Origin of the sequence: Microcystis protocystis FBCC-A270 (genome assembly GCF_050500235.1) — a bacterium.
Lineage (GTDB): Bacteria > Cyanobacteriota > Cyanobacteriia > Cyanobacteriales > Microcystaceae > Microcystis > Microcystis ichthyoblabe_A.
Window position 1 is genome coordinate 4,867,612 of the sequence record NZ_CP191407.1, and the last position, 26,413, is coordinate 4,894,024.

The window sequence follows — 26,413 nt, forward strand, 5'->3', positions numbered from 1 at the left end:
CAAAATGGCCAGACAACTTCAGATAACTCTCCCTGAAGATACTATGCAACTTCTCGATCGATGGTTGGCGAGTAGTGATTATCCTGAAAAAGAATATAATAATTTAATTAATGAAGCGATTAAATTATATATTATGGAACCACAGAGAAACTACCTCAAGCAACAATTAAAGGAAGGAGCTATTGTTAGAGCAGAAAGAGATTTAAATTTAGCACAAGATTGGTTTTCTCCAGAGGAGTATTTATGGTAATAATGATTATTTTCAAAGTTAAAAAACTGCTGAAAAAATTTTTCTTTAGTCTCCAGGAGGAAGGATGGAAATCAGCACTGAAAAAGATGAAACGAAAAATTGTCAAAATTCTCACAGGAAAGAGTTCCTCTGAATTTGAAGAACAGGTGATCGAAAGTGCTAAACTAGCTGAACCCCGACCCCTAGAAATTGCCAGTAGTGATGATCCTTTAGTCTCGATTATTATTCCTGCTTATAACCAATTTGCCTACACCTTTAACTGTTTGGAATCCTTGAGTGTTAACTTAAGTTCTGATTTAGCTTATGAAATAGTCATTGTTAATGATGCTTCCACTGATGACACCTTAGAACAATTAGCCACTTTAGTTAAAGGAATTAAAGTATTAACTAATGCAGAGAACTCTGGTTTTATTCGTTCCTGTAATTATGGAGCTAGTCAAGCAAAAGGTCAATACCTATATTTTCTCAATAACGACACTCGTATTCTGGAAAATTGTCTAGAAAGTTTATTAAAATTAATTGTCAATAATCCCCAAGTTGGTGCGGTGGGTTCTAAGTTAATTTATGCTAATAGTAAACAACAAGAAGCGGGGGGAATTATCTGGAATTCTGCCGATGGTTGGAATTATGGACGCTTAGATAGTCCCGATGAACCAGAATATAATTATGTGCGTCCCGTGGACTATTGTTCGGGGGCCAGTTTATTAGTTCCTACGGAATTATTTAAGCAATTAGGTGGTTTTTCTCAAGACTTTATCCCCGCATATTACGAAGATACAGACTTATGTTTTGCCATCCGAGAATTGGGTTATCAAGTCCTCTATCAACCCCAATCTAACGTCATTCACTACGAAGGAATCACCTCGGGAACAGACCTTTCCAGTGGGATCAAACAATATCAAGTTATTAATCAAACTAAGTTTCGAGAAAAATGGTCAAAGGTATTAACTAAACACCTGGATAACGATGCTAATAATGTACCGAAAGCTGCCCGACGTTTACAAGGAAACCCGACAATTTTAGTCATTGACTCCTACGTTCCACTATACGATCGAGAATCCGGCTGTGTGCGTTTATTAAATATTCTTAAGCTACTGCTCAATTTAGGCTATTCAGTGATTTTCTTTCCCGATAATGGCTATCCTGAACAACCCTATACTTCCGTCCTGCAACAGCTGGGAATTGAAGTTATTTATGGCACAGCGCAAAGATATAATCTAGAAGAAAAATTAATCAAATATTTACCTCTGATCGATGGAGTTTGGTTGTGTCGTCCCGAATTGTGCGATAAGTATATGGACTTAATTCGCTTAAAAACAAAAGTGCCAATTATTTATGATACAATTGACCTGCATTTTCTGCGTTTAAAACGGCAAAAAGACTATCTCGATCCCAGTTATCAAAATACTAGCTGGAGTTGGGAAACCTATCAGAAATTAGAGTTAAACTATGCTAATCAAGCGGAAGCAACCGTGGTAGTAACGGAAGACGAAAAGCAGGTTTTATCCTCTTTAGGAGTGAAAAATGTTTGGGTAATCCCCAATATCCATGAAGAAATTTCCCTGTCAGAAAAAGTTGCTTTTGACCAGCGATCGGGTTTAGTATTTATTGGTAGCTACAATCACCCTCCTAACATTGATGCAGTTAAGTGGTTATGTTTAGAAATTATGCCCTTAGTTTGGGCATCCCGTCCTGATATTACCGTTAATTTATTGGGAAGTAACCTCAAGGATGAAGTGAAGGAATTAGCCAGTGATAAAGTAGTTGTCACCGGTTATGTTCCCGAAGTAGAACCCTATTTTCAAAAGAGTCGTGTTTTTGTCGCTCCCCTGCGATTTGGTGCGGGAATGAAGGGTAAAATAGGTCAAAGTCTTTCCCTAGGATTACCCACTATTACCACAAGAATTGGTGCCGAAGGTATGGGATTAATTGACCACCAGGATGTTTTAATTGCCGATACTGCCGAGGAATTTGCCCAAGCAGTGATCGAACTCTATGATAATAGGGAATTGTGGCAAAAACTCGCTGATAATTCCCTAGAAACTATTAAGAGATACCAACCCGCTACCGTGCAAACTAACCTACAAGCTTTGTTATCTAATCTAGGAATTATTGCTAAGGATAGTTAACAAGAAAAAAGCTCATTTCTCCCACAGGTCTATTCTATGTCACCAAAATCAACTCTAGAATCAGCAATTTTGCAGAGTTAAAAACCTATTGAGAAAGTCGGAGTTCTCTAGAAGTAGTTCCCGACTATAACCCCCTCACTTCTCTCGAAAAATTTGGCAAGAAAAACTCAAAAACTTGGCAATTAATACCCGTTTATTTCTGATTAACGACTCCTTTCTCCTTGAAAAAATATGCCAACTTATCCTGATATCTCCAGTCAAGCTTTTAAACATCCCCTAGATCAGCAAGCTGAACAGGCCTTAAGATCAGTTCCGGGGTTTGATTTATTAGCGAAAAGTTTTTCCGAATATCTCTATGAACGTCCCCAACAAATTTTATTAATGGGCAATGATCTAAAAGTCGGCCCGCGTCAATACGCCACTTTATACGGCATCTATCGCGAATGTCTGCGGGATTTAGATATGTTCCCAGAACCGAATCTTTATGTCAGTCAAAACCCTTTAGCCAATGCCTATTCTTTGGGGTCAGAACATCCCTATATAGTCTTTAATACTGCTCTTTTAGACCTCTTAGATGAAGAAGAAATTCGAGTAATTCTTGCCCACGAATTAGGTCATTTAAAATGCGATCATAGTATTTTGATTCAAATGTCTTTTTGGGTGATGGGGGCGGCTAATTTTCTTGGGGACATCACTTTAGGACTAGGAAAAGCCATTACTACTGGTCTAGTTTATGCCTTTTATGAATGGCGCAGAAAAGCCGAATTATCAGCAGACAGAGCGGCTTTATTAGTTACCGATGATTTAAATTTAGTCCTGAGAACTTTAATGAAATGTGCAGGAGGAAGTCAAAAATATCTGCATGAATGCAACTTAGAAGAATTTATTCGACAAGGAGAAGCCTATCGACAATTAGACCAAGATAACTTAAACCAGATTTATAAATTTATCATTTATAATGGTGGGAATGGTTCCTTTTTAACTCATCCTTTTTCCGTGGAAAGAATCCAGTATCTACAGCAATGGTTTAACTCGGAATCCTATCGTCAAATTCGCCAGGGAAACTATGCCCAAATAGGGGTAAAAAGCTCAATTAATGTTGATGCTAATGATAGCGAAAGCGAAAGATTGCAGCGACAAATAGCAGAACTACAAGCACAAATTGAACGGGCAAAAAGACAAAGAAACCACGAATAACCAATAACAGCCCATAACTCGGACAAATCAGCCAAATTAGCCAAAAAAGGTGAGCAACAAGTGATCGCTAAATATTAGTTTTCCTGATTGATCAGCTGTACTGCATTTAAACTGCGTATTGGGAATTTTAGTACAAATGCTCAAACTTCCTCTCCCTGCTCCGGCGCTCACTGATTACTGATTACTGATCACTGAAAATGCGCTCGCCTGTGTTTTGCCGATTTGGTGGGTACAATAGAGATATCGGGGACGGAAGCAATTCTCCCTACGATGATCCATAAACACTTACCCCCACTCTCTTTTTTTTGTTCTACTGCCCATGCTCCAAGATACCCAATCCATTCGTTACTATCAAAGACTAACCGATGACATGGTGGATCTTTGGCACCGTGGCTCGCGTTTTGATGAGATCCGGCTATACGTTGAAGGCTATTTAGCCTGTTTACGCGATTCTAGTTCCATAGAACCCTATCTGATTCATCGTCTCGAAGAAGAAATATTTCGTTTTCTGCGAGATCCTTCTAATTTTGAATATCTCTCCCCCCAAACCCAAACCCAAACTGAAGCAGATTATGGCTATTATTAACCATTAGTCTTGCCTCATCTCCACAAGCAATTTAAATGCGCGGACAGCTGGTCAGGACAATTGGGTATTTTTACAGGAGAGCTACTGAGGTTGACAGGAACGAGATTCGGTCATCTGTAGAACAATAGTATCGATCGCTTTCACCAGAGCCTGTCCGGAAACCCGTTGATTATTAACGATAATGCTAAATAGCATCGGTTCTTGGTTGGGGTTTTCTAGATAACCCGATAGGGCCCGCACACCGGTGAGAGTGCCAGTTTTAGCGTAAACTGTGCCAGTAGCGGCCGTCTGACGCATTCGGTTTCTCAGGGTGCCACTAATTCCCGCTACCGGTAAGGAAGCATAGAAAGTATCGCGATTAGGAGAATAATACATCACCCGCAAAATTTCCACGATCGAGCGGGGAGTAGCATTATTACGGCGGGATAATCCCGAACCATCGGCTAGACGAAAACCACTGGGATCGATGCCCAATTGTGCCAAGATGGCAGTAACACTTTTAGAACCGCCGATAAAGCGAAAAAGAGTGTCAGCGTAGAAATTATTACTTCTCTGATTAGTGATATTCACCCAATCGCGCAGGGATTTTTTTTGAATTGTCGTTTCCGGGTTCATCGCTTGTAAAGCGGCAGCCGTGGTAAATAACTTTGTATTAGAAGCAGGGATAAAATAGCGATCGGCGTTATGACTATAAATAACCGTTTGGCGATCGATAGATTCGATTAATATACCCCACTGATTGGGAGCTTGACTGATAATTTTATCGATATTTGCCCCAATCAATTGAGTACAGGTATTATTATTGGTGTTATTGTTTTCTGGCGGGGGAACGTATAATTCGATGGATTCGTTCGACGAGGAAGGAGCGGGATAAACAGACAGATTAACTTGAGCGATGCTGGGGTAAGCCAAGGCGATAGTGGCTACACTGGCCACTGTCAGGGAATTAAGGCAATTGAGGAGTTGTTTCATGCTGTGTTTGTGTAAGCGTTCGCACTATTGTACCAGTTGCCGCTCAAGTGTCAACGTTACCTGTCTAACAGATTTTAGCGGCTAATGCACACCAATGCCAGAGAAGAAAGCTGGCAATAGCCCAGAACTGCACTGATACCGCTTCTCAACACCAGTTGGAATTTTTCTGGGTTCCAAAACTGGGCTATTTTGATACTGTTGACATTGCTGCTGACAATTGGGGAATAATAAAAGCAAAGTCTAGGAGAGATGATTCCAAAACAATGACGAATACCAGCCGTCAAAGTGTGCTAGAGACGTTAAACTTACAAAAAACTTATCGGACGGGATTCTGGTTAAATAAGAAAATCGAATCCTTGAAAAACTGTACTTTAATTGTCCATGAGGGCGAAACCTTTGGATTATTAGGCCCGAACGGGGCCGGCAAAACCACACTCTTAAAAACCCTTTTGGGGATTGTCCGACCCACTTCTGGACGGGCCTTGATTCTCGGTCAACCAATTGGCGATCGCTCGGTCAGGCAACGCATCGGCTATCTTCCTGAAAATGCCTACTACTACGACTATCTCACCGGCTGGGAATTCCTGCAATTAATCGCCAGCATTTTTCAAATTCCCTCTTCTGTGCAGAAAAAACGCATTCCTGAATTATTGGATTTAGTGGGATTAGACCGCAAAACTGCCCAGAAAAAACAATTGCGTCAATATTCTAAGGGTATGATGCAACGGATCGGCATAGCTCAAGCATTAATCAATGATCCCGAATTAGTCTTTTTCGATGAACCGATGTCGGGACTGGACCCTATCGGTCGCTATCAGGTGCGAGAAATTATTCAATCCCTCAAACAACAGGGGAAAACCATCTTTTTTAACTCTCATATTCTCTCCGATGTGGAACAAATTTGCGATCGCATTGCCCTGTTGGCTCGGGGAGAATTACTCTGTGTCGGTTCCCTCGACCAAATTCTCGGTCGTGCTGATGTCTATCAGGTGATTGTTCAAGGTGGTAGGGAGGATCAACTAGAGCAATGGATACTCGGTTTACATTGGCGCGATAATTTTTGGCACGGACAATTACAGGGAGAACCCGATGCTTTTCTGGCTGCCCTGTCTAGTATGGATGCTCGCTTGATTAGTCTTAATTTAGCTCGTGCTTCCCTAGAAGAATTTTTTATCGACCAATTACGTCAGCGCGGTATGACCTCTAGTCAATAGGCACTCTCGGAGCAAATCCGTTTTTAATAGTAGCCAAGAAACATCCTCTCAGATTTGGTCGGGATTAATGCCCAATTCCCGCAGTTTATTGGCTAATCTTTCCGCTCGTTGTTTTTCCTCGTTATAGCTGGTGAAAGCTTGTCCATCGGGATAAAAAAGCAACATTTCTGGTTCCCCCAACTGAAAACGAATACCTAAACGGGGACTAACCCAATTATCGAGAGTTTCCAGAATTTCTAGCTGATTTTCCCCTCTTATCCAACCACTGCCATCGTTTTTATGGGGATCATAAAGATAATACTCCTCGACCCCATAACGCTGATAAAATAGCTGTTTTTTGGCCATTTCCGTGAGGGTGTTACCCGGAGAGAGGATTTCAAAAACCACCTGGGGACTAACGTTATTTTCTAGCCATTGTCGATAGGAACCTCTTTCCCCTTTTGGTCTTCCAAAAACCACCATGATATCCGGCGCTTGACGCAGTTTATTATCATTTTCCACGGGATACCAAAGTAAATCCCCCGCAACAAAGACATCAGACTGCTCGCGAAATAGCCAGTCTAAATTAGTTTTAATTGTTGTGATCCAACGAAATTGCTGGGTATTATCGGCCATAGGTTGACTATCGCTATCGGGGTAGATAATTTCAGTGACGTTAGTTTTATCTAGTTGTGAAACCATAAGACTAAGTTAAAAGGGAAAAATATAATTCTATAATAGCGGGCATTTGTATTATATGGCAATTCCTAGGCTGGGTTAGCAAGGCCTAAGCGACCATCTCTTGACAAATCGCATTAATTAATTATATATTACTATATCTCGCTCCATCCTGATATTTTTCTGAAGCTAGAAGGGTATATTAAGAGAGATTCCGATCACCGCTTATTGAGATAAATCTATTATGCTGATTTACTTTATTCATGGAGTGGCCACAAGAGACGCTAGTTATGCCAATAAATTAATTAAACTAATTGAAGAAGAATGTAAACGCAAAAATCAGATTATTCCCTACTGTTATGCAGGATTTTGGGGAAATGTTCTCAAAGGAACCGAAAAATTATGGCGAGATATAGACCAAGAATTACAGACACAAAAACAGAAAAATAGTAATTTTAACCCCGAGCAATCCTTTCGCTATCAAAATTTTAGAAAAGAGTATTTATCTTATTTTATCGGTGACGCATTTAGCTATTTAGGCAGCGATCGAGGAAAACAAATTCGCCGCATTATTGCCGACCAATTAATCGATCTTGTTCAAGCTTATCCCCAGGAAACCGAATTACATATAGTCGCCCATTCTTTGGGTACTGTAATCCTTTGGGATCTGTTATTTTCTGAGCGTTTTGATCCTAAAGATCCCGCTCATGAAATTCGTGATCTTATCGGTAAAGAACGGGGCAAAGTTTCCCTATCTAGTGTAACAACAATGGGTTCACCGATCCCATTTTTAAATTTAACTCTAGGCATTGATACCAATCAAATTGAAAAATTTATTAGCCAGCATCAAGGCCAGCGTTTGCGCTGGAATAATCTGATCAATTCCTCCGATATTATTGCTTATCCAATTCGTCCTCTTTTTGATTCTATAAACGATGTATCCAAGATTTTGATAAGCGATTATTATCTAGAAGCGACCAGCAATATTTTTGATTCTGTAGAAATTGCTGCCGTTGTCTTAAATTCCCTTAATGCTCATACCTATTACCTAGCATCAGATAAAGTGGCTAAAAATATCGTAGAGACAATTTATTTTAATCAGCAGGATTATAATCATGGTAATAGTTACAGTCATAACACTTGTGTTGCTCTTGCCATAGAAAGAATAGCCAAAATATCTGGGGTGACTAAAGATGTGGTAAAAATGAAACCTTTAAAAGAAAAAATATTACTAGAAGGTAAATTCAAAGATGCCAGTGGTTATATTTATTTAAGCTCAGATTTATATCGTGTGCATCATGTTTATATACAGGACAATCATCAAAATATTGTATATGCTGTATATGTGGGTTGGATTCATGTAGAGGGACTGAAAAATTCTGTCACCGAAATCATCAGACAGCTATGTTATGTCAACGATGAAGCAAAGAATAGCTAATAGCATGATGTACCAGACAATTTTTTAATTTTCCCTGCGCTATACTGCCATTATTGAGATTAAACCAGCATTTATGAATCAATCCCCCCGTATTCTAGCACTCGATTTTGATGGTGTTCTTTGTGATGGCATGATCGAGTATTTTCAGATTAGCAAACGCACCTATGAAACCCTTTGGCCGGAAATAATTCCCGAGGATTTTTTCCCGAGGTTTTCGCAACTTCGTCCCGTTATCGAAACCGGTTGGGAAATGCCTTTACTGTTGCGATCGCTCGTTCTCGATATTCCCGACGAGGAAGCTTTAAATAATTGGCCGTTAATTCGACAAAATCTGCTAGAAAGGGATAAAATAGCGAAAAAAGTTCTCTCAAATGCTCTCGATGGTCTTAGGGATCAATGGATTGAGTCGGATCTAGAGTCTTGGTTAACTTTACACCGATTTTATCAACCCGCGATCGATCGCCTGGACTCTCTTTTAGACTCGGATTTTTTGGTTTATATTATCACTACAAAAGAAAGTCGTTTTGTCAAGCAATTGTTACAAAAAGTAGCAATTAATTTTCCAGAAGCGAGATTAATTGGCAAGGAAATCAAACAGCCGAAATACCTGACTATTCAGCAAATACTGGCTGATTTACCGGAATCTCCCGCTAATTTGTGGTTTGTCGAGGATCGTCTCGATGCGTTGGAGTTAGTGGAGCAACAAGCAGATTTAAACGACGTGGGCTTATATTTAGCCGATTGGGGATATAATACGGCTCAAATGCGCCAAAAAGTTGCTCAAGATACCCGTATTAAGCTTTTATCCCTATCTCAATTTGCGGCAGACTTCACCCACTGGTAAAGTCAGTAACGACAAATATTAAAACTTCGTCCATTACCCGATGAGCATTGTTAAGCTTTCTTTATACATTTGTACTAATTGTCAATTTCTTCTACAATGGTCATAGGTCGATATTCCAAAAATTTTGTGGAGCTATGATTGACTGCCTGACTGTGGCTCGCTACTTTATTATCAGAGCTTACGAGGATGGTATAGACGCTGAAATGACTAATATGAAAGTCCAAAAGCTTTTATATTATGCACAGAGCTTGCATTTGGCCCTATACGATGAACCATTGTTTAAGGAGGAAATTCAAGCATGGCGTTACGGTCCGGTTTGTCCTGCTGCTTATAAGTTCTACAGTGATTTTGAGGCTAAACAATTACCAATTCCTCGCCAAGAATCCTTGTCTGGGCTGCCATCGGAGAAAAAAGAACTTTTAGCAGAAATTTGGCAATATTTCGGTAACTACCACGCCTATAGGTTGAGTGATATGACTCACGCAGAATTTCCCTGGAAAAAGGCTCGTAAAGGTCTGCCACCAGAAGAAAGTTCCACAGAGCCAATTCTCCTTGATGATATGAAAGCATTAGGTTATCAAAAGCTTGATTTGATAGAACAGGAACATCCGGCCTACAAAGCAGCCATGTCTGAAGTTTTGAAGGAAGCATTGGCGACGGAATCTTCTCATCCTATTGGGAAAGGAGAAGTGCATGACTGGCTCAATTCCCTTCTCGATTGAATCTTCTGACAACTTCGAGCGCTCTTTCAAAAAACTGGCAAAAGTTCACAAAAATAGCTTTGTTGAACTTATTGCCAAAACTTTAGAGGATTTAATCGATGACCAATATCCCCATAACTCCCGCCAGGAACCTCTACCGGGGAAAATTCAGTTGCCGGAAGGCTGGACTTTTCACAAGCTCGATATCCGGGTTTCAAAAGGTGCTGCGGGGCAAATTAGATTAATGTATTTGGTGAGCGCGACTACCTACACAATTAAACTGGTTTGGATTTACAGCCTTGACATCCTCACCGCCGTAAACGGACGGTGATTCCCAAACCTCACGATTTAGGTTTCTGCTTCTTTCCCTTGCGGGGTTCCGCACCTGCCTTAACAGATTTACTCTGTTCTGGTCTTATGGTCGCTCTACAGACTGACACCGCAAGTCCTGCGGCCAAAATGTTTTTACTAGCGTTAATGTCTCGGTCATGGTGAATCCCACAGTCTGGACAATCCCATTCTCGAACATTTAACGGCATTTTCTCAGCAATATACCCGCAATTACTACATCTTTTAGAGCTAGGAAACCATCTATCTATTTCGATGTAATTTCTGCCGTACCAACGGCATTTATAGGCTAATTGTCGAGTGATTTCTCCCCAGCTTACATCAGATATTGCCTGAGATAACTTGGGGTTTTTGACCATATTCTTGACGGCTAAATTCTCAACCACAATCGTTTGGTTTTCACGAACTAATTGAGTGGTTAGCTTGTGTAAATGGTCTTTTCTACTATCGTTAATTTGAGCATGAATTCTGGCTACTTTGATTCTTGCTTTTTCCCGATTTTTTGAGCCTTTCTGTTTTCTAGAAAGATTTTTTTGTGCCTTTCGCAGTCTCCGATAATGCTTTTTAAAATGCTTGAGATTAGATACTTTATCGCCGTCGCTGGTAATGACAAGACTACTAATTCCTAAGTCAATTCCGATGGCTTTATCTGTTACTGGTAAAGGCTTAATCGTTGGGTCATCAAATCTAATTGAAATATGCCAACGTCCAGAAGGATGTAATCTGACTGTTACTGTGCTTGGTTCACAGCTTTCTGGTATTTGTCTTGACCATCGAATAGGTAAAGGTTCTGTGCATTTGGCTAAATAGATTTGTCTGTCTTTGAACTTAAAAGCAGATTTGGTAAATTCGGCACTTCCTCCTTGATGTTTTTTCTTAAAGTTAGGATACTTATTACGACCAGCAAAGAAATTAGTAAAAGCTGTTTGTAGGTGTCTTAACCCTTGTTGTAAAGGTACACAGCTTACTTCATTGAGAAAGTCTAATTCTTCTTGTTTTTTCCAATCGGTTAGCATTGAAGAAGTTTGAGCGTAGCCTACTCTTTCTTGCTTTTCGTACCATGCTTGTGTTCGTTCGTGGAGAGCTTTGTTGTAAACTAATCTTACACAGCCCAATGTGCGCCGCAATAGCGACTCTTGTGTTGGTGTGGGGTAAAATCGAAACGAATAGGCTTTTTCCATACCTCACATTTTAGCATATATTTCGTAAACGATGCTCATATTTAACAGTAAAGCCGTCGTAGAACGACGGGGTTTCAGACCCAAAATTTTCGATGAGCAGTTTGTCAAACGTCCTGCTGATGCCGATTTAAAAGCTATTATCCGAGGTATTCTGGATTTTTAGGCAGAAATCTACTTCTTGGTGGGTTAGGACGCATATTAAACTGATGGGTAAACTATCTAACTTATCGTCGTCTAACCCACCCGACATTATCTGTTATACTAAAAAGCGTAGTCGTTATGAGTTGCATTTACGGTTATGACTGTCGAGAATTTAGTCGTTATTGGTTCGGGACCGGCGGGATATACGGCGGCGATTTATGCGGCGCGTGCGAACTTAAAACCCTTGATGTTTGAGGGTTTCCAAGCGGGAGGCATTCCGGGGGGACAACTGATGACCACCACAGAAGTAGAAAATTTCCCCGGTTTTCCCGAAGGAATCACCGGTCCGAAGCTGATGGAAAGAATGAAGGAACAGGCCGAAAGATGGGGGACCCAATGCTATACCGAAGATGTTATCTCGGTGGATTTAAGTCAGCGTCCTTTTACCATTCGTTCCACGGACCGGGAAGTTAAGGCCAATAGTATTATTATCGCCACAGGAGCCACTGCCAAACGCTTAGGATTACCCAGCGAGGCCCAATTCTGGAGTAACGGGATTTCCGCTTGTGCTATCTGTGACGGTGCTACACCGATATTTAGAGAGGAAAACCTGGCGGTCATTGGTGGCGGTGACTCGGCGGCAGAAGAAGCCGTATATTTAACTAAATACGGCTCTCACGTCCATTTATTAATTCGCGGGGAAGCGATGCGTGCCTCGAAAGCAATGCAGGACCGGGTGTTAAATAATCCGAAAGTTACCGTTCATTTTCACACCCAAGCACTGGATGTATTCGGTACAGACAGTAAAATGGCAGGATTACGCATTAAAAACTCGCAAACGGGAGAAATCAGTGAATTAGCCGTTAGAGGGTTATTTTATGCCGTCGGTCACACTCCCAATACTTCCCTATTCCAAGGACAACTAGAATTAGACGAGGTGGGTTATGTGAAAGTCAAACCGGGGACTGTTGCTACCAGCGTCGAGGGGGTTTTTGCCGCCGGAGATGTGCAGGACCACGAATACCGTCAGGCCATCACCGCCGCAGGTACGGGGTGTATGGCGGCGTTATTGGCAGAAAGATGGTTATCGGAGCATAATTTAATCCAAGAATACCGTCAATCAGCCACTTCTGAACATTACGAGACGAAAACCGTTAGCGAAACCCCGGCCGATACGGAGGAAACTTTTGATATTAACAAAACCCGTCACGTTGGGGGTTATGCTTTGCGGAAATTATTCCACGACGGCGATCGCTTGTTAATGGTAAAATATGTTTCTCCCACCTGTGGCCCCTGTAAAACCCTGAAACCGATTTTAGATAAAGTGGTCGATGAGTACGATGGCAAAATTTATTTTGTGGAAATTGACATCGAAGCTGACCTGGAAATTGCCAAAATGGGTCAAGTAACTGGGACTCCCACGGTACAATTCTTTAAGGACCGGGAATTAGTGAAAGAAATGCGCGGAGTCAAACAAAAAAGCGATTTTCGTCAAGTAATTGAAAGTTATCAATAATCAGTTATCAGTTATCAGTTATCAGTTATCAGATGTGAGTTTTGAGTTTACTGTTTACTGAAAAAGCTCCCCACACCCCACACCCCACACCCCACACCCCATGCTAGAGGCTTTACAATTTGATTTTATGCGCCATGCGATTGCCGCAGGAATATTAGTTAGTATTGCCTGTGGGATTGTGGGTACTTTGGTAGTAGTTAATCGCGTGGTTTTTATTAGTGGGGGAATCGCTCACGCTGCCTATGGAGGGATAGGAATCGGTTATTTTTTTGGGATTAATCCCCTGGTGGGGGCGATATTTTTTACCTTTTTTTCGGCTTTAGGCATGGGGGTTTTACAGCGTCGCATCCGCGAGAGAGCCGATACTTTAATCGGGGTGATGTGGGCGATTGGTATGGCGATTGGGGTAATTTTTATTGATTTAACCCCCGGTTATAAAGCTGATTTGATGAGTTATCTTTTTGGTAGTATTTTAACTGTACCGAGGGATGATTTATGGATAATGGCGGGCATAGATATATTAATTATAGCCTTAGTTAGTATCTTTTATAAGGAGTTGTTAGCCATATCTTTTGATGAAACCTTTGCGATTATTCGTAATATTCCCGTGGAGGTAATTTATTTAGGTTTAATGGGAATAACCGCTTTAACTATTGTGGCAGTAATGCAGGTGGTGGGATTAATTATGGTAATTGCTTTGTTAACTATTCCCGCCGCTATCAGCGGACAATTTGTTAAAAATATGAAGGGAATGATGGTCCTAGCGATTATCTTAGGAATTGTCTTTACTTTGGTTGGTTTATGGTTATCCTATAGTTTAAATCTCACCTCGGGGGCGACAATTATTTTAGTGGCAGGATTGGGTTATTTAATCAGTCTTGCTTGGAAACCTTTCATCCTCACTATCACCAGAAAAATAGCTAATCTTTAAAGCTCTCCCCTAGTTGTGGTGATATAGCATTTATCTTAATAGTGAGGTATGAGGTTTTTATTTTGGGGAGACAGGAGCCGGTCGTTAATACCAAGTTAGGTTATACTTCATCTTTATGATAAACGCCGTAATTTAAAGAAAAAATACCAAATCCGTGTTAATCACGATGATGATGAAATCCCGAAAGATATACTGTGACTAGATTTATCAATAAATTTGGTCGGCGGATTTGGTAAAATCAAGTAATTAATCGAGTTCATCAAACAAAAGTTCCTCTAGAATCGGTCCCATACCGTCATCATCGGGGGAAACTAATTCAACTTTCCCTTCCGCATCACCGACAGCTAAGAATAACAAAGGAGCAAGGGGACTGTAAATCGAGTATTTTTGGTCTTCGGAAAAGAAACTGGCGAGAAATTGCAATTCTTCCGGCTCTGATGACGAGGAAGGTTCATCGCTATCGATTTCTAAACTGAGAACATTATCTTCTTCTAGGGGAGGTAATTCACCACTAACGGTTAAGGTGTGAGCAGTGGATTTGAGCAATAGGTCTAATTCTGCTAAAACTGCCTTAGCATCGGCGAAAATCCGCTCAATTTCCTCACTATCTTCGATTAAGAAGGCATCAGATTCTTCTTCCTCCGATTCCTCATCCCAAGCTAGAATCATCACCGGGGTATCCACGGGGACAAGAAGCATATAGGTAAGGTCATCGGTTTCATAGGCATTCTCAATATAACAGTCTAGCGATCGACCTTGCTCATCCCAGAGGGTTATGACATCCGCTTCTTCGAGTTCGTTTTCTTGAAAATTAAATTGAGGGGACATAGGCTCTCAAACGCTAATGATTGAATCAGAATATCATGAGATGCTCCTCAATCAAGCCAAGAATTCCGGTGCAAATGTTGAAAACCCTGTACATCAGTTAAATTGTATTGTAGGGGCGTGATGGTGATAAAATTCTCGCCAATAGCGCGCACATCCGTAGGCACTTGCGGGGGTAAATGGCTGTAGTCCGGTTGTTCGATATCTTCCACCACTTCCCCAATTAACCAGTAATAACTTTTACCCCTGGGGTCCAGTCTTTTCTCGAAGGTTTCCTCGTAGCGTCGCAATCCCTGCCTAGTGATTTTCACTCCCTTGATTTCGGCACTACTAACCGGAGGGACGTTGACATTGAGTAAAGTGGGAACAGGAAAAGGGTTAAGGGTAACTTTTCTGACTAAAGTGAGGGCAAAATCCGCAGCCGGTTGGAAATCACAGGCTTTAAAACTGGCCAGACTAACAGCAATACTGGGAATACCTTCGATTAATCCCTCCATGGCCGCGGAAACCGTGCCAGAATAGAGGATATCAGTACCGAGATTAGACCCGTGGTTAATGCCGGCTAAAACTAAATCGGGAGGCTCTTTGAGGACGGCACTAAGGGCAAATTTTACCGAATCGGCGGGGGTTCCCGAGCAGGACCAGGCAATCACCTCGGGATGAAAAATTCCTTCCACCTGTTCGGCCCGGATGGGATGGTGTAAGGTTAGGCCATGACCGGTGGCAGAGCGCTCGCCGTCGGGACAAACTACGGTGACTTGATGACCGGCGGCAGCGAGGGTGTTGGCAAGGGTGCGGACTCCTAGCGCGGAAATACCGTCATCGTTACTGATAAGTAATTTTAAAGAGCGATCGCTAGTCATGGGAAATTTCTTCTCTACTGCGCCGGCTAGTGGTATAATGTAATGGTATTTTATCGTGGGTACGTAGCTCAGAGGATAGAGCACCAGGTTCCGGTCCTGGGTGTCGGGGGTTCGACTCCCTCCGTACTCGTTCAGTAATGTAGGGTTGATTCATGAATCAACCCTACCCTTTGGGGGTAGTAGTGCTTTTCTTGATATGTAAACTATACTCAAGGGATTGAGTATTACTTGCGATTTTATTGCTCAATCCAAGTTTTTGGGGGGTTCTACCCCCCAAACCCCCCGTTGGGGGGTAGAACCCCCCAAACCCCCCGCGCATTAGTTTTTCGGTGGGATGCTTACACGCGGCTGCTGATACATCTGTAATAATTTAAGAGGCACTGTTGCAAGTGGAGTGACTCTCCTGATATGTAGCCTCTACTCAAGGGATTTATTCTGATTGAAGAATTGGCGTTATTTTAGCTTCTATTTTCCAGTCAAGGGACAGGTTTTGGGGTTTATGGGGTTTTAGTTCAATTTCCCCACTTCCCAATTCATAATTCATAATTCATCATTCATAATTCCCTTACAGGGTTTGGTAAGCTTTGAGGGTGGCAGTTTTGACGCTTTCGGGGACGAGGGGAAAGGTAGTTAATATATGTTGAAATTCTGTTGGGGTTAATTCATACAAGTGGGCAACTATTGCATCTAATTTCGCTCTAATTGCCATTCTTTCTCCTTCTTCTGTTACTCCATTTTTATGGGAACCTATCCCCACTTCTTTCGCTAATTGATCAAATTCTTCTGTGGTACAAATCAATTTTGCCGCATTTTCTACTATCTCCTGAAAGTATTTATCTCCCTCTTTTAATCGGGGGATAGGTAGCTGATAGATGTAGAAAAAATTTATATTAGCAGATACCCGATGACGAAGGGAATAATCTAGCACAAAACTATTCCAGATAGCAACCAAGAATAAACATTCTTTATTGTTGGTTGCACGATTAACTTCTTCTTGAAAATGTACAATAGATTGAAAGTTTTCTCCATGAAAAGCAGGAGGTATAATGGTAGCTATTAAAGTTCTACTATCAGTATTCCTAGCAATTTTACGAAATCCAGTTCGATAGGTTTGATAGTCTAGTATCTGCTGATTATCTGGCAATTTTCCTAATATTGCTTTTCTTCCTTCTGATTCATTTATCCAATAGCGCGGTTGAGATAAACCATGGCTGAACTGTTCAATCATTTTTCCTTCGTAGAGGGGTAGTCTTCCTTCTGCGGGTTCAGTTTTAAATAAATAACTATCAGTAGTCATGTTAAATTCTGATGTTAACTTGAGATTCCATGTATCGGGAAGGGTTTCTCCTAGCAGGGGAAAACGAGACATTTTTTCAGCGATATGAATATCTATATCTTGTTTAAATTCCATTACCGAGAGGGAATCGGGGGATAGTTTGCGGATTAAATCGACGCTAATTACTAAACTATCTTTATGGGGAAACCGTTGTAATTCCTCAACATCGTGACGCATAAACTCTACAGGAAAGGAAAGAGTTTGTTTATTTTTCTCAAAAGTTAAGATAGCAAACTTAAAACTTCTATGGACATTTTCAAAAATTTCTTTACGATTTTCAAAACAAAATAATCCTGTCACATTTGTCTGAGAAAATAACATTTCTCGCAGTTGTTTGGTTCCTAAATCGGTATAAATTCCACTGGGAACAACTATTCCACATTCTCCCTGGGGATGGAGTAGATTAAAACATTGTTCTGTAAATAAACAATAAAGATTAATTTTCCTTGAAGCACTTTTGCCGTTAATTACAGAATTTTGATTTCGATATTGTTCGGACTTTTTAAAATAAGCACTAACATGGGGATAACCACTACAATATTCTAACCAAGCTTTTTGGATTTCTGGATTCTCTAAAAGTTTATCTCGCTGTTTGTTCCATGATTTTATATCAAGTTTGTTTTTCTGAATTAAACTATCATACTGCTGAAAAAATTCCTTTTCATCGGTTTGAAAGACTTCCCAAGGGGGATTGGTGATAATCACATCAAAACCACCTTTTTCTGTAATCAGTTTATCGAAGTGATAACCCCAGTGGAAGGGTTTCAGGGATTGCATATCAGAAAGAGTTAATAAACGTTTCTTTGCTTTTCCCGTTAATTGTGCGGATTCGTACTTAATTGACAACTTACCGCTAAACTCATCTAAGAGAATTTGGTTTAATTTCTGCACCGATTCGCGGTTGACATCCTCGATGTGATTGCGTAACATCTGGAGACGGTTTTCTTGGGGGGTTCCCTCTACTTCTCCCAACCGAAAAGCGTGTTCTTTGTATAATTCAATACTGCGATTTTTTTCCGCGAGAATTGCCTGATAATTTTGCGCGGTGAGGGTTTGCAGAATGTTTTCCTCTCCCATGAGATTAAAACTTTTTTCGTCCACGCGAATTAAACCGATGAGGGAATTTCCCGACATGATGTTAAAATCAATATTCGGTAAGGGTTCCAATTCTGTCACCGATTGTGCGGCAGCAACTAAAGCGAGAAATAAACGCAGTTTTGCGATTTCCGTCGCTTCCTCCATGATATCGACACCGTAGAGATTATCGGAAATAATTCTTTTTTTGATGTAATATCCGAGAGAGGGATGGGATTTTCTTACCTCTGTTAACCACTGTTTTAATTTACTGTCTCCCCGTAGTTCAATTGTCCCAATCACCGCGCTATAAATTCCGATTAATGTCTTCATCGCAGCCACTAAAAAAGCACCGGAACCACAGGCAGGGTCTAAAATAGAAAGCTGGGGAAGAATATCTTCAATCAGAAGCTGACAGAGGGGAGAATCGAGATTAATTAGTAGTTCAGAAATACTGGCAAATTGTTTGCGGGGATAATGTTGATTACTTCTCTCGACAATCCATTTATTAATCGTCCTATCACAGAGATATTCAGTAATCTCCGGACGGGTATAGTAAGCACCGAAAGCTTTTTGGTTGATGTACTTTTCAAAGATATATCCCAAGACATCGGGGTTAATTTCGTCATCGCTTCCCCCCGGAGTGTCGTCAAGGTTCCAAGAGTAACGGGAGAATAAATCGAGGATATTCTCAAATGCTTGGTCATCAATACAAATGTTTTGATAAAGATTTTCGAGGGGATGTTGGAGAAATAATCCTCCGTTAAGATATTTGACTTTTCCCACCAATGCAGTTACTGTCTCATCTCGTTGGGATTCCGGTTGAGCGAATGCTTGGAAAAAGAGGGTTTGCAGAAACTGACGATAAAATAAATTTTTCCCGCGTCGTTGACTTGCTTGTAATTGGTTTTGCAGATAGTTGAAGTCGTTATCGATAAATCCCTTGCGCTGCAGGAAATAGACGAACATTAAACGATTGAGAATAACCGAAGTGTACCATTTTCGATCGCTTTCTCGATCGATTCCTTGGATAAAGGGGAGGAACTGTAAATGCTCTCGCTGAAATTCCTGATAAAATTTCTTGGTAATCTTTTCGATATCGAAACCTTTTTGTAAGCGATGGGCCACCTCCACCACGGAGGGTTCCCCATCTTCAAAGTCGGTGATATCGAGGACTAATTCCGCTAGTTTACCGAGAAATAAATCTCCCGGTTGTCCTTTTATATAAAGATGGTCACGGATATAACTTTTACTTCCCTCTCTTTTTACCCAGTACCATAAACTGCGTGTCCGTCCCCCATCGACGAAAATTAGCAGATTTTCGGCAATTCTTTCGATAACTTGCTGGTGAATGTCCCGACGAAGTTTCGCATCGGGTATATCGGTAGTTGTCACCTCTAATACTGCTACTCCGGACACCTCCGCAATCCGTTGACAGGGATATTCTTGGTTGTCAACGGTGATACTAATAGTTTTTTTTGCGCGAGGATGAGACCATCCCAATTCCTCGATAAACAGTTCCCCAAATTGGAAGTTAGATAATAAGTCACGAGTCCGGGAGAAGTTGAGGGGCATAATGGATAAATATCGATAAATTATGAACCAATCCAATTCGCTTCGCTGAGATTGGAGATACATTTAATATAGCAAAAGGTTTGATCCCCCTAAATCCCCCTTGATAAGGGGGACTTGAATTGGTTTGATCCCCCTAAATCCCCCTTGATAAGGGGGACTTGAATTGGTTTGATCCCCCTAAATCCCCCTTGATAAGGGGGACTTGAATTGGTTTGATCCCCCTAAATCCCCCTTGATAAGGGGGACTTGAATTGGTTTAGATACCCCTAAATCCCCCTTGATAAGGGGGACTTGAATTGGTTAGATCCCCCTAAATCCCCCTTGAATTGGGTTAGATCCCCCTAAATCCCCCTTGATAAGGGGGACTTGAATTGGTTAGATCCCCCTAAATCCCCCTTGATAAGGGGGACTTGAATTGGTTTAGATACCCCTAAATCCCCCTTGAATTGGGTTAGATCCCCCTAAATCCCCCTTGATAAGGGGGACTTGAATTGGGTTAGATCCCCCTAAATCCCCCTTGATAAGGGGGACTTGAATTGGGTTAGATACCCCTAAATCCCCCTTGATAAGGGGGACTTGAATTGGTTAGATACCCCTAAATCCCCCTTGATAAGGGGGACTTGAATTGGGTTAGATCCCCCTAAATCCCCCTTGATAAGGGGGACTTAAGAAGGTTGAAATAGACCCAAGGAACAAATAATCTGAGGTTCTTGGGTGGATTCTTGTGGGTGAACAATACAGAGATCGTTATCTTTATATAAAGATACCAGTAAGTCTGCCAATTGTCGGTCACTGATGCCGGTTCTTAAACCACGATTTAAGCGATCGAGAGCCGACTGTCTAAGGGGATAATGATACAATTGGTCGAGAGCCTTGCATAAATCCTCATGAGCAAATAGATCATCCTTACTATCTTGAGAATACCTTTTTAAGCGCTCATAGGTCTTAAATTTTGCTCCCGTCAATCGTCCCAATTTAGATCCGGAGTTGTTTTCCTCCTCCGCAATTAATTCTGTACCTTTTTGTACTAACTGATGGTGTTGGGGATGGGGGGGAATGGCCGGGGTTTGGGGATGACAGGCAGCGGACCGTAAAATAGTTAATTGGGATTGAGTCACACTATTTCCCTGCTTATCAATCCATGCTAAAGCATCATTCCCCCCGGCAGTTTTTAGATAAACCATGACTCCCTCCGGATGGGTTGCTGTCCCACTATGGCAACGGGTAGAATAAACCACCGGCGGCAGAGTCTCTATGGTATGTTTTAAACTAGGGTCAACTTCGATCGCATTTTTCCAAATTTGATACGCTTCCGAGGTTAAATCCACTTCTTGATCCTCCTCTTCATCGATAACCTCAGATTTTTCATGATACAGATCTAATAAAGTCTGGTTATCCATCTCCTCCTCAAAAAATACCTCATCGGTCCCCACCACGTCCGCATTCTCTCGCAGTCTTTGAGATAGTCTCGTCCGCAGTTTAATAATTCTCTCCACTCCCTCCGCAGGTAAAAAGGAATAACAGAGAATCTGACTTGCTTTTTGACCGATTCTATCTACCCTTCCGGCCCGTTGAATCAGGCGAATAATTGCCCAGGGTAGGTCATAATTAACGATAATGGCACAATCCTGTAAATTTAACCCTTCACTCAAGATATCCGTCGCAACCAAGACTCGTATTTCTTCCCCCACTTGCTGAGAATTACTGCGGGGACTAAAACGATGGACAATTTCCGCAGGATTAGCAGAGTTTCCCGTCACTCCCGCAATCTTATCCACTCCCCGATTTTGCAACTGAGTGACTAAATAACTGACTGTATCGGCAAATTGGCTAAAAATTAACACCTTTTCTCTGGGATGATTCTCCTCTAACAGCTGCCATAACTTCTCTAGCTTTTCGTCGGTCTCCGGCTGCCAGGTCCCACAGGTTTGCAATAATGCTATTAAAGCCAAGGCATCAGATTTTAGGTCTTTTTTCAATGCGGGTTTAAACACCTCGGGGTTAATCCACTGAAAGCGCTTGCGATAATCACCGCTATACTTTTGATACACTTGTTCGGCTCTTTTTTGATACTCTTTTTCTAATCCGGTTATCCCCCCAGTCTCCTCGGTTTCTATACTTTCATCTTCTCCCTGAGTGACTAAATCCTCATCCAGATAACGAGTGTCTAACAAAGCTGGATCCTGACTCCCGATGGGAAGGGGTAAATTATTGGCCATGGCATGAAGGAAAATATAGTTACGGAGAATATGACGGTCAAGGGATTGCAGGAAAGCATACCCTCCACTCTCCAAACGTTTAAATAAATTCGTCCGACAAAAACCCATTAATCTTTTACCCGCACGGGATAGACTTTTTAAGATGGTTTCTTCCTCTTCTGTCCCTTGGCATCCTTTAATTAGATAATTTCCCAATCCGTAACGGGGTAACTTCAATCCGTTGAGAGTTATCACCACTGCTTCCGAATATAAACGCGCATAAACCGAGTCTTGTAGGTCAAACTTGATTGTCTTTAGTTGTCGTTGGGGAAGATAAACCCTCGACCCATCAGCAAATTTTAGATACCGACGACCCTGTTCGTCTTCTGTAGCATAATTATTTTCGATAAAACCGCGAGTCCGTCTAATCATATAGAGACGCATTAAGTCTCTCCAGTCGTCGGGAGAGTCACTTTTTTCAAAGGCTGCTAGGGACCTAACCGAAGATTGGTATCTGCGATTAAATTCGATTTCTCCTCCCAGAGATTCTAGTAGTCTTTCGGGACGAATTCCGAGATTAGTATCCTCTTGAATGAATAAACGCAGTTGATTGGACAGGTCAAGATAGTTTTTATTGTAGGGAGTCGCAGTCAAGAGAATACAGCGACTTTCATTGGTGTTAATGTACTCCTGTATCACCCGATAACGTTTACCCTCCCGATTGCGTAGGTTATGACTTTCATCGATAATTACTACCCGATAGCGCCGCAGATTGGGTAATTCCTGTATAACCTGACTTAAGGGGATAATTTTCGCTCTTAATTTGTATTTATAGCTGTAATCCTCCCACATGGTTAGGAGATTTTTCGGACAAATAATTAAGATTTCTAAATCGTAGTCTTCCTGCAAAATATATGCTAGAATGGAAGCGATGCGCGTTTTTCCTAACCCCACCACGTCGCCAATTAGTACCCCACCGCGTCTTTGCACATAACGAGCGGCAATTTTAATGGCCGATTTCTGAAAATCTAGTAAGTCTTGGTCAAACTGTCGGGGAATTTTGTATTCCGCTAAACCGGCTCTCGCTTCAAAGGAAAGATGGTAGGCTATTTTTAAATAGATATGATAGGGGGGAATAAGACTTTCTCTGGCCCAACTTTCGTTAATCACCTTGACAATATCCGAGGATATATCCCAACACCAAGCATCGAACCAACGATCATTAAACCACTTTTGTAATTTGGCACAAGCATCGTGGTCAAGGACATCAATATTTAATTCTCCCTGCTGTTGTAATCCCGCAAAAGTTAGATTACTACTACCCAAAAATCCCACCGTTGGGTTATTGACATCCTGTCGATGAATAAGGTATAATTTAGCATGGAGATTATAGCCCAAAAATAAGCGAATTACTAACTTACCCGCTTGAATTTGTTTTCCCAAACGTTGCAAAGCTGCCTGATCTCGATTACTAGGATTCCCCCAAGTTAATTGTTGGCAAAAATCCTGAACAATTTGTTTTCTTAAACGAGCGCAAGTAGCCTTATCTATATCATTTGAGCGCTTCAATAAAGACAGGGATTGCTGTAGTAATTCCTGGGGTGCTTGCTGCATACCAATCAGCAGACGACAACAGGACAAATCACCCCCGAGAAAGTGATCAATATAGGTATCAATGGACTGCCAACCGCGCAAATTAAAATAACCCACGCAAAAATCAGCGCGTTGGGATGCTAATAAACTTTCGCGTAAAATTGGCAATAAATGGGACTCAATATTATCAATAATACGCGGCATATTTTTATAAAAAGATTAAGTTAATATAAGGCTTTTCTAACTGATAACTGATAACTGATAACTGAATTACTTAATCCAAACAGTTTTAACGTTGACAAATTCGCGAATACCTTCCACACTTAATTCCCGACCAAAACCGGAACGTTTAATCCCCCCAAAGGGTAAACGAGGATCGGATTTAACCATACCGTTAATAAACACACAACCGGCCTCAATTTCGGTAATTAAACGCTCAATTTCTGCGGGGTTATTCGTCCAAGCACTAGAACCCAAACCAAAGGGACTATCATTAGCTAAAGCGATCGCTTCCTCGATATTTTTGACTCGAAATAGTAAAGCCACCGGTCCAAAAAATTCCTCTTTTTCCCCAGGAGAACCGACAGGAATATCGGTTAAAATCGTCGGTAGATAGAAGTTACCTTTCCCCTCTAAACGTTGACCCCCCACAAGGACTTTACCACCCATAGCGACGGTTTTTTCCACTTGAGCGGCAATTTCCGAGACGATCGATACCGTGGCCAAAGGACCGATATCAACAGTTTCATCGAGGGGATCACCAACTTTTAAAGCTTGGAATTTAGCCACTAATAACTGTTCAAATTGATCGGCGACAGTTTCCATAACAATAAACCGTTTGGCAGCGATACAAGTCTGACCATTATTTAACAATCTTGCCGTCACTGCCGTAGCCGCCGCTGCCTCGATATCGGCACTATCTAAAACGATAAAAGGATCACTACCTCCCAACTCCAAAACCACCTTTTTGATCTGTTTTCCTGCGGCGGCTGCTAAACTGATCCCCGCCGGTTCACTACCGGTTAAAGTGGCGGCTTTTACCCGTTCATCGTTAATTAAATCACTAACGCGATCGGCCCCGATCAAAAGAGTTTGAAAAGTGCCTTCGGGAAAACCAGCTTCTAATAAAATTCTTTCCACCGCTAAAGCTGATTGGGGGACATTAGAAGCGTGTTTGAGTAGGCCGACATTTCCGGCCATCAAAGCGGGGGCAGCAAAGCGAAATACTTGCCATAAAGGGAAATTCCAGGGCATAACCGCTAAAATTACCCCTAAAGGTTGATAACGGACGAAACTGCGACTAGCATCGGTGGCAATCAACACATCTTCCAGATAACCGGCGGCATTATCGGCATAAAAACGACAAACCAAGGCACATTTGAGGACTTCTGCGATCGCTGATTTGATCGGTTTCCCCATTTCTAGAGTCATGGTTTTAGCCAATAGCACTTGATCCCGTTCCAAAATATCCGCTGCTTGCCGTAACCACTGTCCTCGTTGACTGATGGGGATCTGGCGATACTGCTGAAAAGTTGTCTCAGCTAGGGCCAATTTCGCCGCCAATTCCTCCGAGGTTAGAGGGGTAAAAGTCTTGAGAATTTCGCCAGTGGCAGGGTTAACTGAAGCGATACCCATATCCAATTGTCTCCTATCGAGGACTATATCTCTAGTTTAGTTCTCTGGTTGTACCGCTGCTGACATAATTCGATCGCTAATTGGATCGCCGCTTGCATACTCTGGGGTCTAGCGATGCCAAGACCGGCGATATCAAAAGCCGTCCCGTGGTCTGGAGAGGTGCGAACAAAAGGTAAACCGATGGTAGTGTTAACAGCACAGTCAAAAGCCATTAATTTCACGGGAATTAAGCCCTGATCGTGGTATAATGCCAGATATGCGTCGGCGGGTTGTCCTTGACCCCTAAACCAAGCGCGTCCCGGTTCCACCCAAAGCGTATCGGGGGGGACAGGGCCGATTAATTGGGTTTGCGGGTATTGCTGACCCATTGACTCTAGCCAAGGCTGTAACCAGTCCTTTTCTTCCCTTCCCAGTTTTCCCGCTTCGCCACTGTGGGGATTAAGACCGGATATGGCGATTTTTGGGCGATCGATGCCGAAATCTAGCTTTAAAGACTCGATCAATAGGTCTAGTTTTCGGGTCATCAGATCGGGGTTAAGAGTATCGGGAACTTCTCGCAGGGGGATATGGGTAGTGGCGAGGAGAGTGCGTAAGTTATAGCCAGTGTGAGGGGATTTAGCGACGAATAGCATCCCATAACGGTTAATTCCTGCCATGGTAGCTAAAACCTCCGTTTGACCAGGGAAATCATAACCGGCCAACTGCCAACAGGATTTAGCAATCGGACCGGTGACAATACCGTCAAATTCGCCCTTGAGGGTGCGTTTTATGGCTTCTTGCAGGTAAAGAAAGCTAATTTCACCACTATGGGCATCCCCACGCCCGAAAACGATTTTTTCTTGATTGTAGGGCAAATCGATCAGAGAAAAGCGATCAAGAAGATGGGGATCGTGATAGGCTTTTTCGAGAAGCGTTCTTGTCCCGATTAGAGTAATCTGACAACCGGACGAGATTGGGGAATCGGCGATCGCTTTTAACACCACTTCAGGACCGATCCCGGCGGGATCACCGACGGGGATAACTAGACGGGGAATAAAAGAGGCGGATTCCATAAATTTTGGCCGTCAATATTGCTAATTCTCCCGATTAATCTCATCGTTGACAATTATCAGGAGGGAATAAATCAGTAAACAATCTTCAGTTTACCTAAAATGTCGGATGAATGCCCCCGCTAAATTTTTTGACAAGACATCAACCTTTGCGGGGGAT

21 protein-coding genes and 1 tRNA gene are annotated in these 26,413 nt (G+C 41.9%); 13 read left to right on the top strand and 9 right to left on the bottom strand.

The window, feature by feature from the left end; all coding sequences use genetic code 11:
* The first annotated feature begins 4 nt into the window (after positions 1 to 4).
* From ACQY1X_RS23755 to ACQY1X_RS23770, 4 genes are all read left to right on the top strand, one after another.
* Complete coding sequence (locus tag ACQY1X_RS23755) at positions 5 to 250, top strand: hypothetical protein (protein WP_002738900.1); 246 nt, start codon at positions 5 to 7, stop codon at positions 248 to 250.
* Positions 244 to 2,379, top strand: coding sequence for a glycosyltransferase (locus tag ACQY1X_RS23760; protein ID WP_430015226.1), 2,136 nt, complete (start codon positions 244 to 246; stop codon positions 2,377 to 2,379). The genes ACQY1X_RS23755 and ACQY1X_RS23760 overlap by 7 nt, the downstream gene beginning before the upstream one ends.
* A gap of 231 nt (positions 2,380 to 2,610) precedes the next feature.
* Positions 2,611 to 3,576, top strand: a complete 966-nt coding sequence (locus tag ACQY1X_RS23765; RefSeq protein WP_272104627.1) for a M48 family metallopeptidase — start codon at positions 2,611 to 2,613, stop codon at positions 3,574 to 3,576.
* A gap of 319 nt (positions 3,577 to 3,895) precedes the next feature.
* On the top strand, positions 3,896 to 4,162 hold the full coding sequence (locus tag ACQY1X_RS23770) for a DUF6761 family protein (RefSeq protein ID WP_002739044.1): 267 nt from the start codon (positions 3,896 to 3,898) through the stop codon (positions 4,160 to 4,162).
* A gap of 81 nt (positions 4,163 to 4,243) precedes the next feature.
* Here the strand turns inward: ACQY1X_RS23770 and dacB are convergent, their stop codons facing one another.
* On the bottom strand, positions 4,244 to 5,134 hold the full coding sequence (gene dacB / locus ACQY1X_RS23775; protein ID WP_430013684.1) for a D-alanyl-D-alanine carboxypeptidase/D-alanyl-D-alanine endopeptidase: 891 nt from the start codon (positions 5,132 to 5,134) through the stop codon (positions 4,244 to 4,246).
* Between the two features lie 263 nt (positions 5,135 to 5,397).
* Here dacB and ACQY1X_RS23780 point away from each other — a divergent pair, with 263 nt between their 5' ends.
* Positions 5,398 to 6,348 (top strand): ABC transporter ATP-binding protein, encoded by a 951-nt coding sequence (locus ACQY1X_RS23780; protein ID WP_430015227.1) that lies wholly within the window; start codon positions 5,398 to 5,400, stop codon positions 6,346 to 6,348.
* A gap of 48 nt (positions 6,349 to 6,396) precedes the next feature.
* On the opposite strand, the gene ACQY1X_RS23785 is transcribed toward ACQY1X_RS23780, so the two are convergent.
* Entirely contained in the window at positions 6,397 to 7,029 is a 633-nt protein-coding gene (locus ACQY1X_RS23785) for a Uma2 family endonuclease (RefSeq protein ID WP_430015228.1), read from the bottom strand.
* 220 nt (positions 7,030 to 7,249) lie between these two features.
* Here ACQY1X_RS23785 and ACQY1X_RS23790 point away from each other — a divergent pair, with 220 nt between their 5' ends.
* The 4 genes from ACQY1X_RS23790 to ACQY1X_RS23805 all read left to right on the top strand — a co-directional run bounded on the left by ACQY1X_RS23790 (position 7,250) and on the right by ACQY1X_RS23805 (position 10,319).
* The gene (locus tag ACQY1X_RS23790) at positions 7,250 to 8,443 is read left to right on the top strand and encodes a hypothetical protein (protein WP_002738991.1); all 1,194 of its coding nucleotides are present in this window, start codon (positions 7,250 to 7,252) and stop codon (positions 8,441 to 8,443) included.
* A 73-nt stretch (positions 8,444 to 8,516) separates the two neighbouring features.
* Positions 8,517 to 9,287, top strand: a complete 771-nt coding sequence (locus ACQY1X_RS23795) for an HAD family hydrolase (protein ID WP_287637720.1) — start codon at positions 8,517 to 8,519, stop codon at positions 9,285 to 9,287.
* Positions 9,288 to 9,421: 134 nt separating this feature from the next.
* A complete protein-coding gene (locus ACQY1X_RS23800) occupies positions 9,422 to 10,009 on the top strand; it encodes a Panacea domain-containing protein (protein WP_042791022.1) in 588 nt (195 codons plus the stop codon).
* Positions 9,981 to 10,319 carry a hypothetical protein gene (locus ACQY1X_RS23805; RefSeq protein ID WP_004267992.1) on the top strand — a complete coding sequence of 113 codons (339 nt, stop codon included), beginning with the start codon at positions 9,981 to 9,983 and terminating at the stop codon, positions 10,317 to 10,319. The genes ACQY1X_RS23800 and ACQY1X_RS23805 overlap by 29 nt, the downstream gene beginning before the upstream one ends.
* Positions 10,320 to 10,329: 10 nt before the next feature.
* On the opposite strand, the gene ACQY1X_RS23810 is transcribed toward ACQY1X_RS23805, so the two are convergent.
* Positions 10,330 to 11,517 (bottom strand): RNA-guided endonuclease InsQ/TnpB family protein, encoded by a 1,188-nt coding sequence (locus ACQY1X_RS23810; RefSeq protein WP_430015229.1) that lies wholly within the window; start codon positions 11,515 to 11,517, stop codon positions 10,330 to 10,332.
* 31 nt (positions 11,518 to 11,548) lie between these two features.
* Here ACQY1X_RS23810 and ACQY1X_RS23815 point away from each other — a divergent pair, with 31 nt between their 5' ends.
* The 3 genes from ACQY1X_RS23815 (at position 11,549) to ACQY1X_RS23825 (ending at position 14,105) form a co-directional block, all read left to right on the top strand.
* Positions 11,549 to 11,680, top strand: a complete 132-nt coding sequence (locus ACQY1X_RS23815) for a hypothetical protein (RefSeq protein ID WP_430013691.1) — start codon at positions 11,549 to 11,551, stop codon at positions 11,678 to 11,680.
* Positions 11,681 to 11,815: 135 nt separating this feature from the next.
* On the top strand, positions 11,816 to 13,174 hold the full coding sequence (gene trxB, locus ACQY1X_RS23820; protein WP_316578446.1) for a thioredoxin-disulfide reductase: 1,359 nt from the start codon (positions 11,816 to 11,818) through the stop codon (positions 13,172 to 13,174).
* Positions 13,175 to 13,274: 100 nt separating this feature from the next.
* A complete protein-coding gene (locus ACQY1X_RS23825; RefSeq protein WP_430013693.1) occupies positions 13,275 to 14,105 on the top strand; it encodes a metal ABC transporter permease in 831 nt (276 codons plus the stop codon).
* Positions 14,106 to 14,351: 246 nt separating this feature from the next.
* Here the strand turns inward: ACQY1X_RS23825 and ACQY1X_RS23830 are convergent, their stop codons facing one another.
* Both ACQY1X_RS23830 and surE read right to left on the bottom strand, forming a co-directional pair.
* The gene (locus ACQY1X_RS23830) at positions 14,352 to 14,933 is read right to left on the bottom strand and encodes a DUF3727 domain-containing protein (RefSeq protein WP_287637722.1); all 582 of its coding nucleotides are present in this window, start codon (positions 14,931 to 14,933) and stop codon (positions 14,352 to 14,354) included.
* A 47-nt stretch (positions 14,934 to 14,980) separates the two neighbouring features.
* Entirely contained in the window at positions 14,981 to 15,793 is an 813-nt protein-coding gene (gene surE, locus ACQY1X_RS23835; protein WP_002755425.1) for a 5'/3'-nucleotidase SurE, read from the bottom strand.
* A gap of 57 nt (positions 15,794 to 15,850) precedes the next feature.
* On the opposite strand from surE, the gene ACQY1X_RS23840 reads away from it, so the two are divergent.
* Positions 15,851 to 15,923: transfer RNA gene (locus ACQY1X_RS23840), tRNA-Arg, on the top strand.
* Positions 15,924 to 16,358: 435 nt separating this feature from the next.
* Here ACQY1X_RS23840 and ACQY1X_RS23845 read toward each other — a convergent pair.
* The 4 genes from ACQY1X_RS23845 to pdxA form a co-directional block, all read right to left on the bottom strand.
* On the bottom strand, positions 16,359 to 19,778 hold the full coding sequence (locus ACQY1X_RS23845; RefSeq protein ID WP_430015230.1) for an Eco57I restriction-modification methylase domain-containing protein: 3,420 nt from the start codon (positions 19,776 to 19,778) through the stop codon (positions 16,359 to 16,361).
* Between the two features lie 665 nt (positions 19,779 to 20,443).
* Complete coding sequence (locus tag ACQY1X_RS23850; RefSeq protein ID WP_430015231.1) at positions 20,444 to 23,773, bottom strand: helicase-related protein; 3,330 nt, start codon at positions 23,771 to 23,773, stop codon at positions 20,444 to 20,446.
* A gap of 66 nt (positions 23,774 to 23,839) precedes the next feature.
* The gene (locus ACQY1X_RS23855; protein WP_430013696.1) at positions 23,840 to 25,204 is read right to left on the bottom strand and encodes an NAD-dependent succinate-semialdehyde dehydrogenase; all 1,365 of its coding nucleotides are present in this window, start codon (positions 25,202 to 25,204) and stop codon (positions 23,840 to 23,842) included.
* 23 nt (positions 25,205 to 25,227) lie between these two features.
* Positions 25,228 to 26,256, bottom strand: coding sequence for a 4-hydroxythreonine-4-phosphate dehydrogenase PdxA (pdxA, locus tag ACQY1X_RS23860; RefSeq protein WP_430013697.1), 1,029 nt, complete (start codon positions 26,254 to 26,256; stop codon positions 25,228 to 25,230).
* Positions 26,257 to 26,413: the final 157 nt, after the last annotated feature.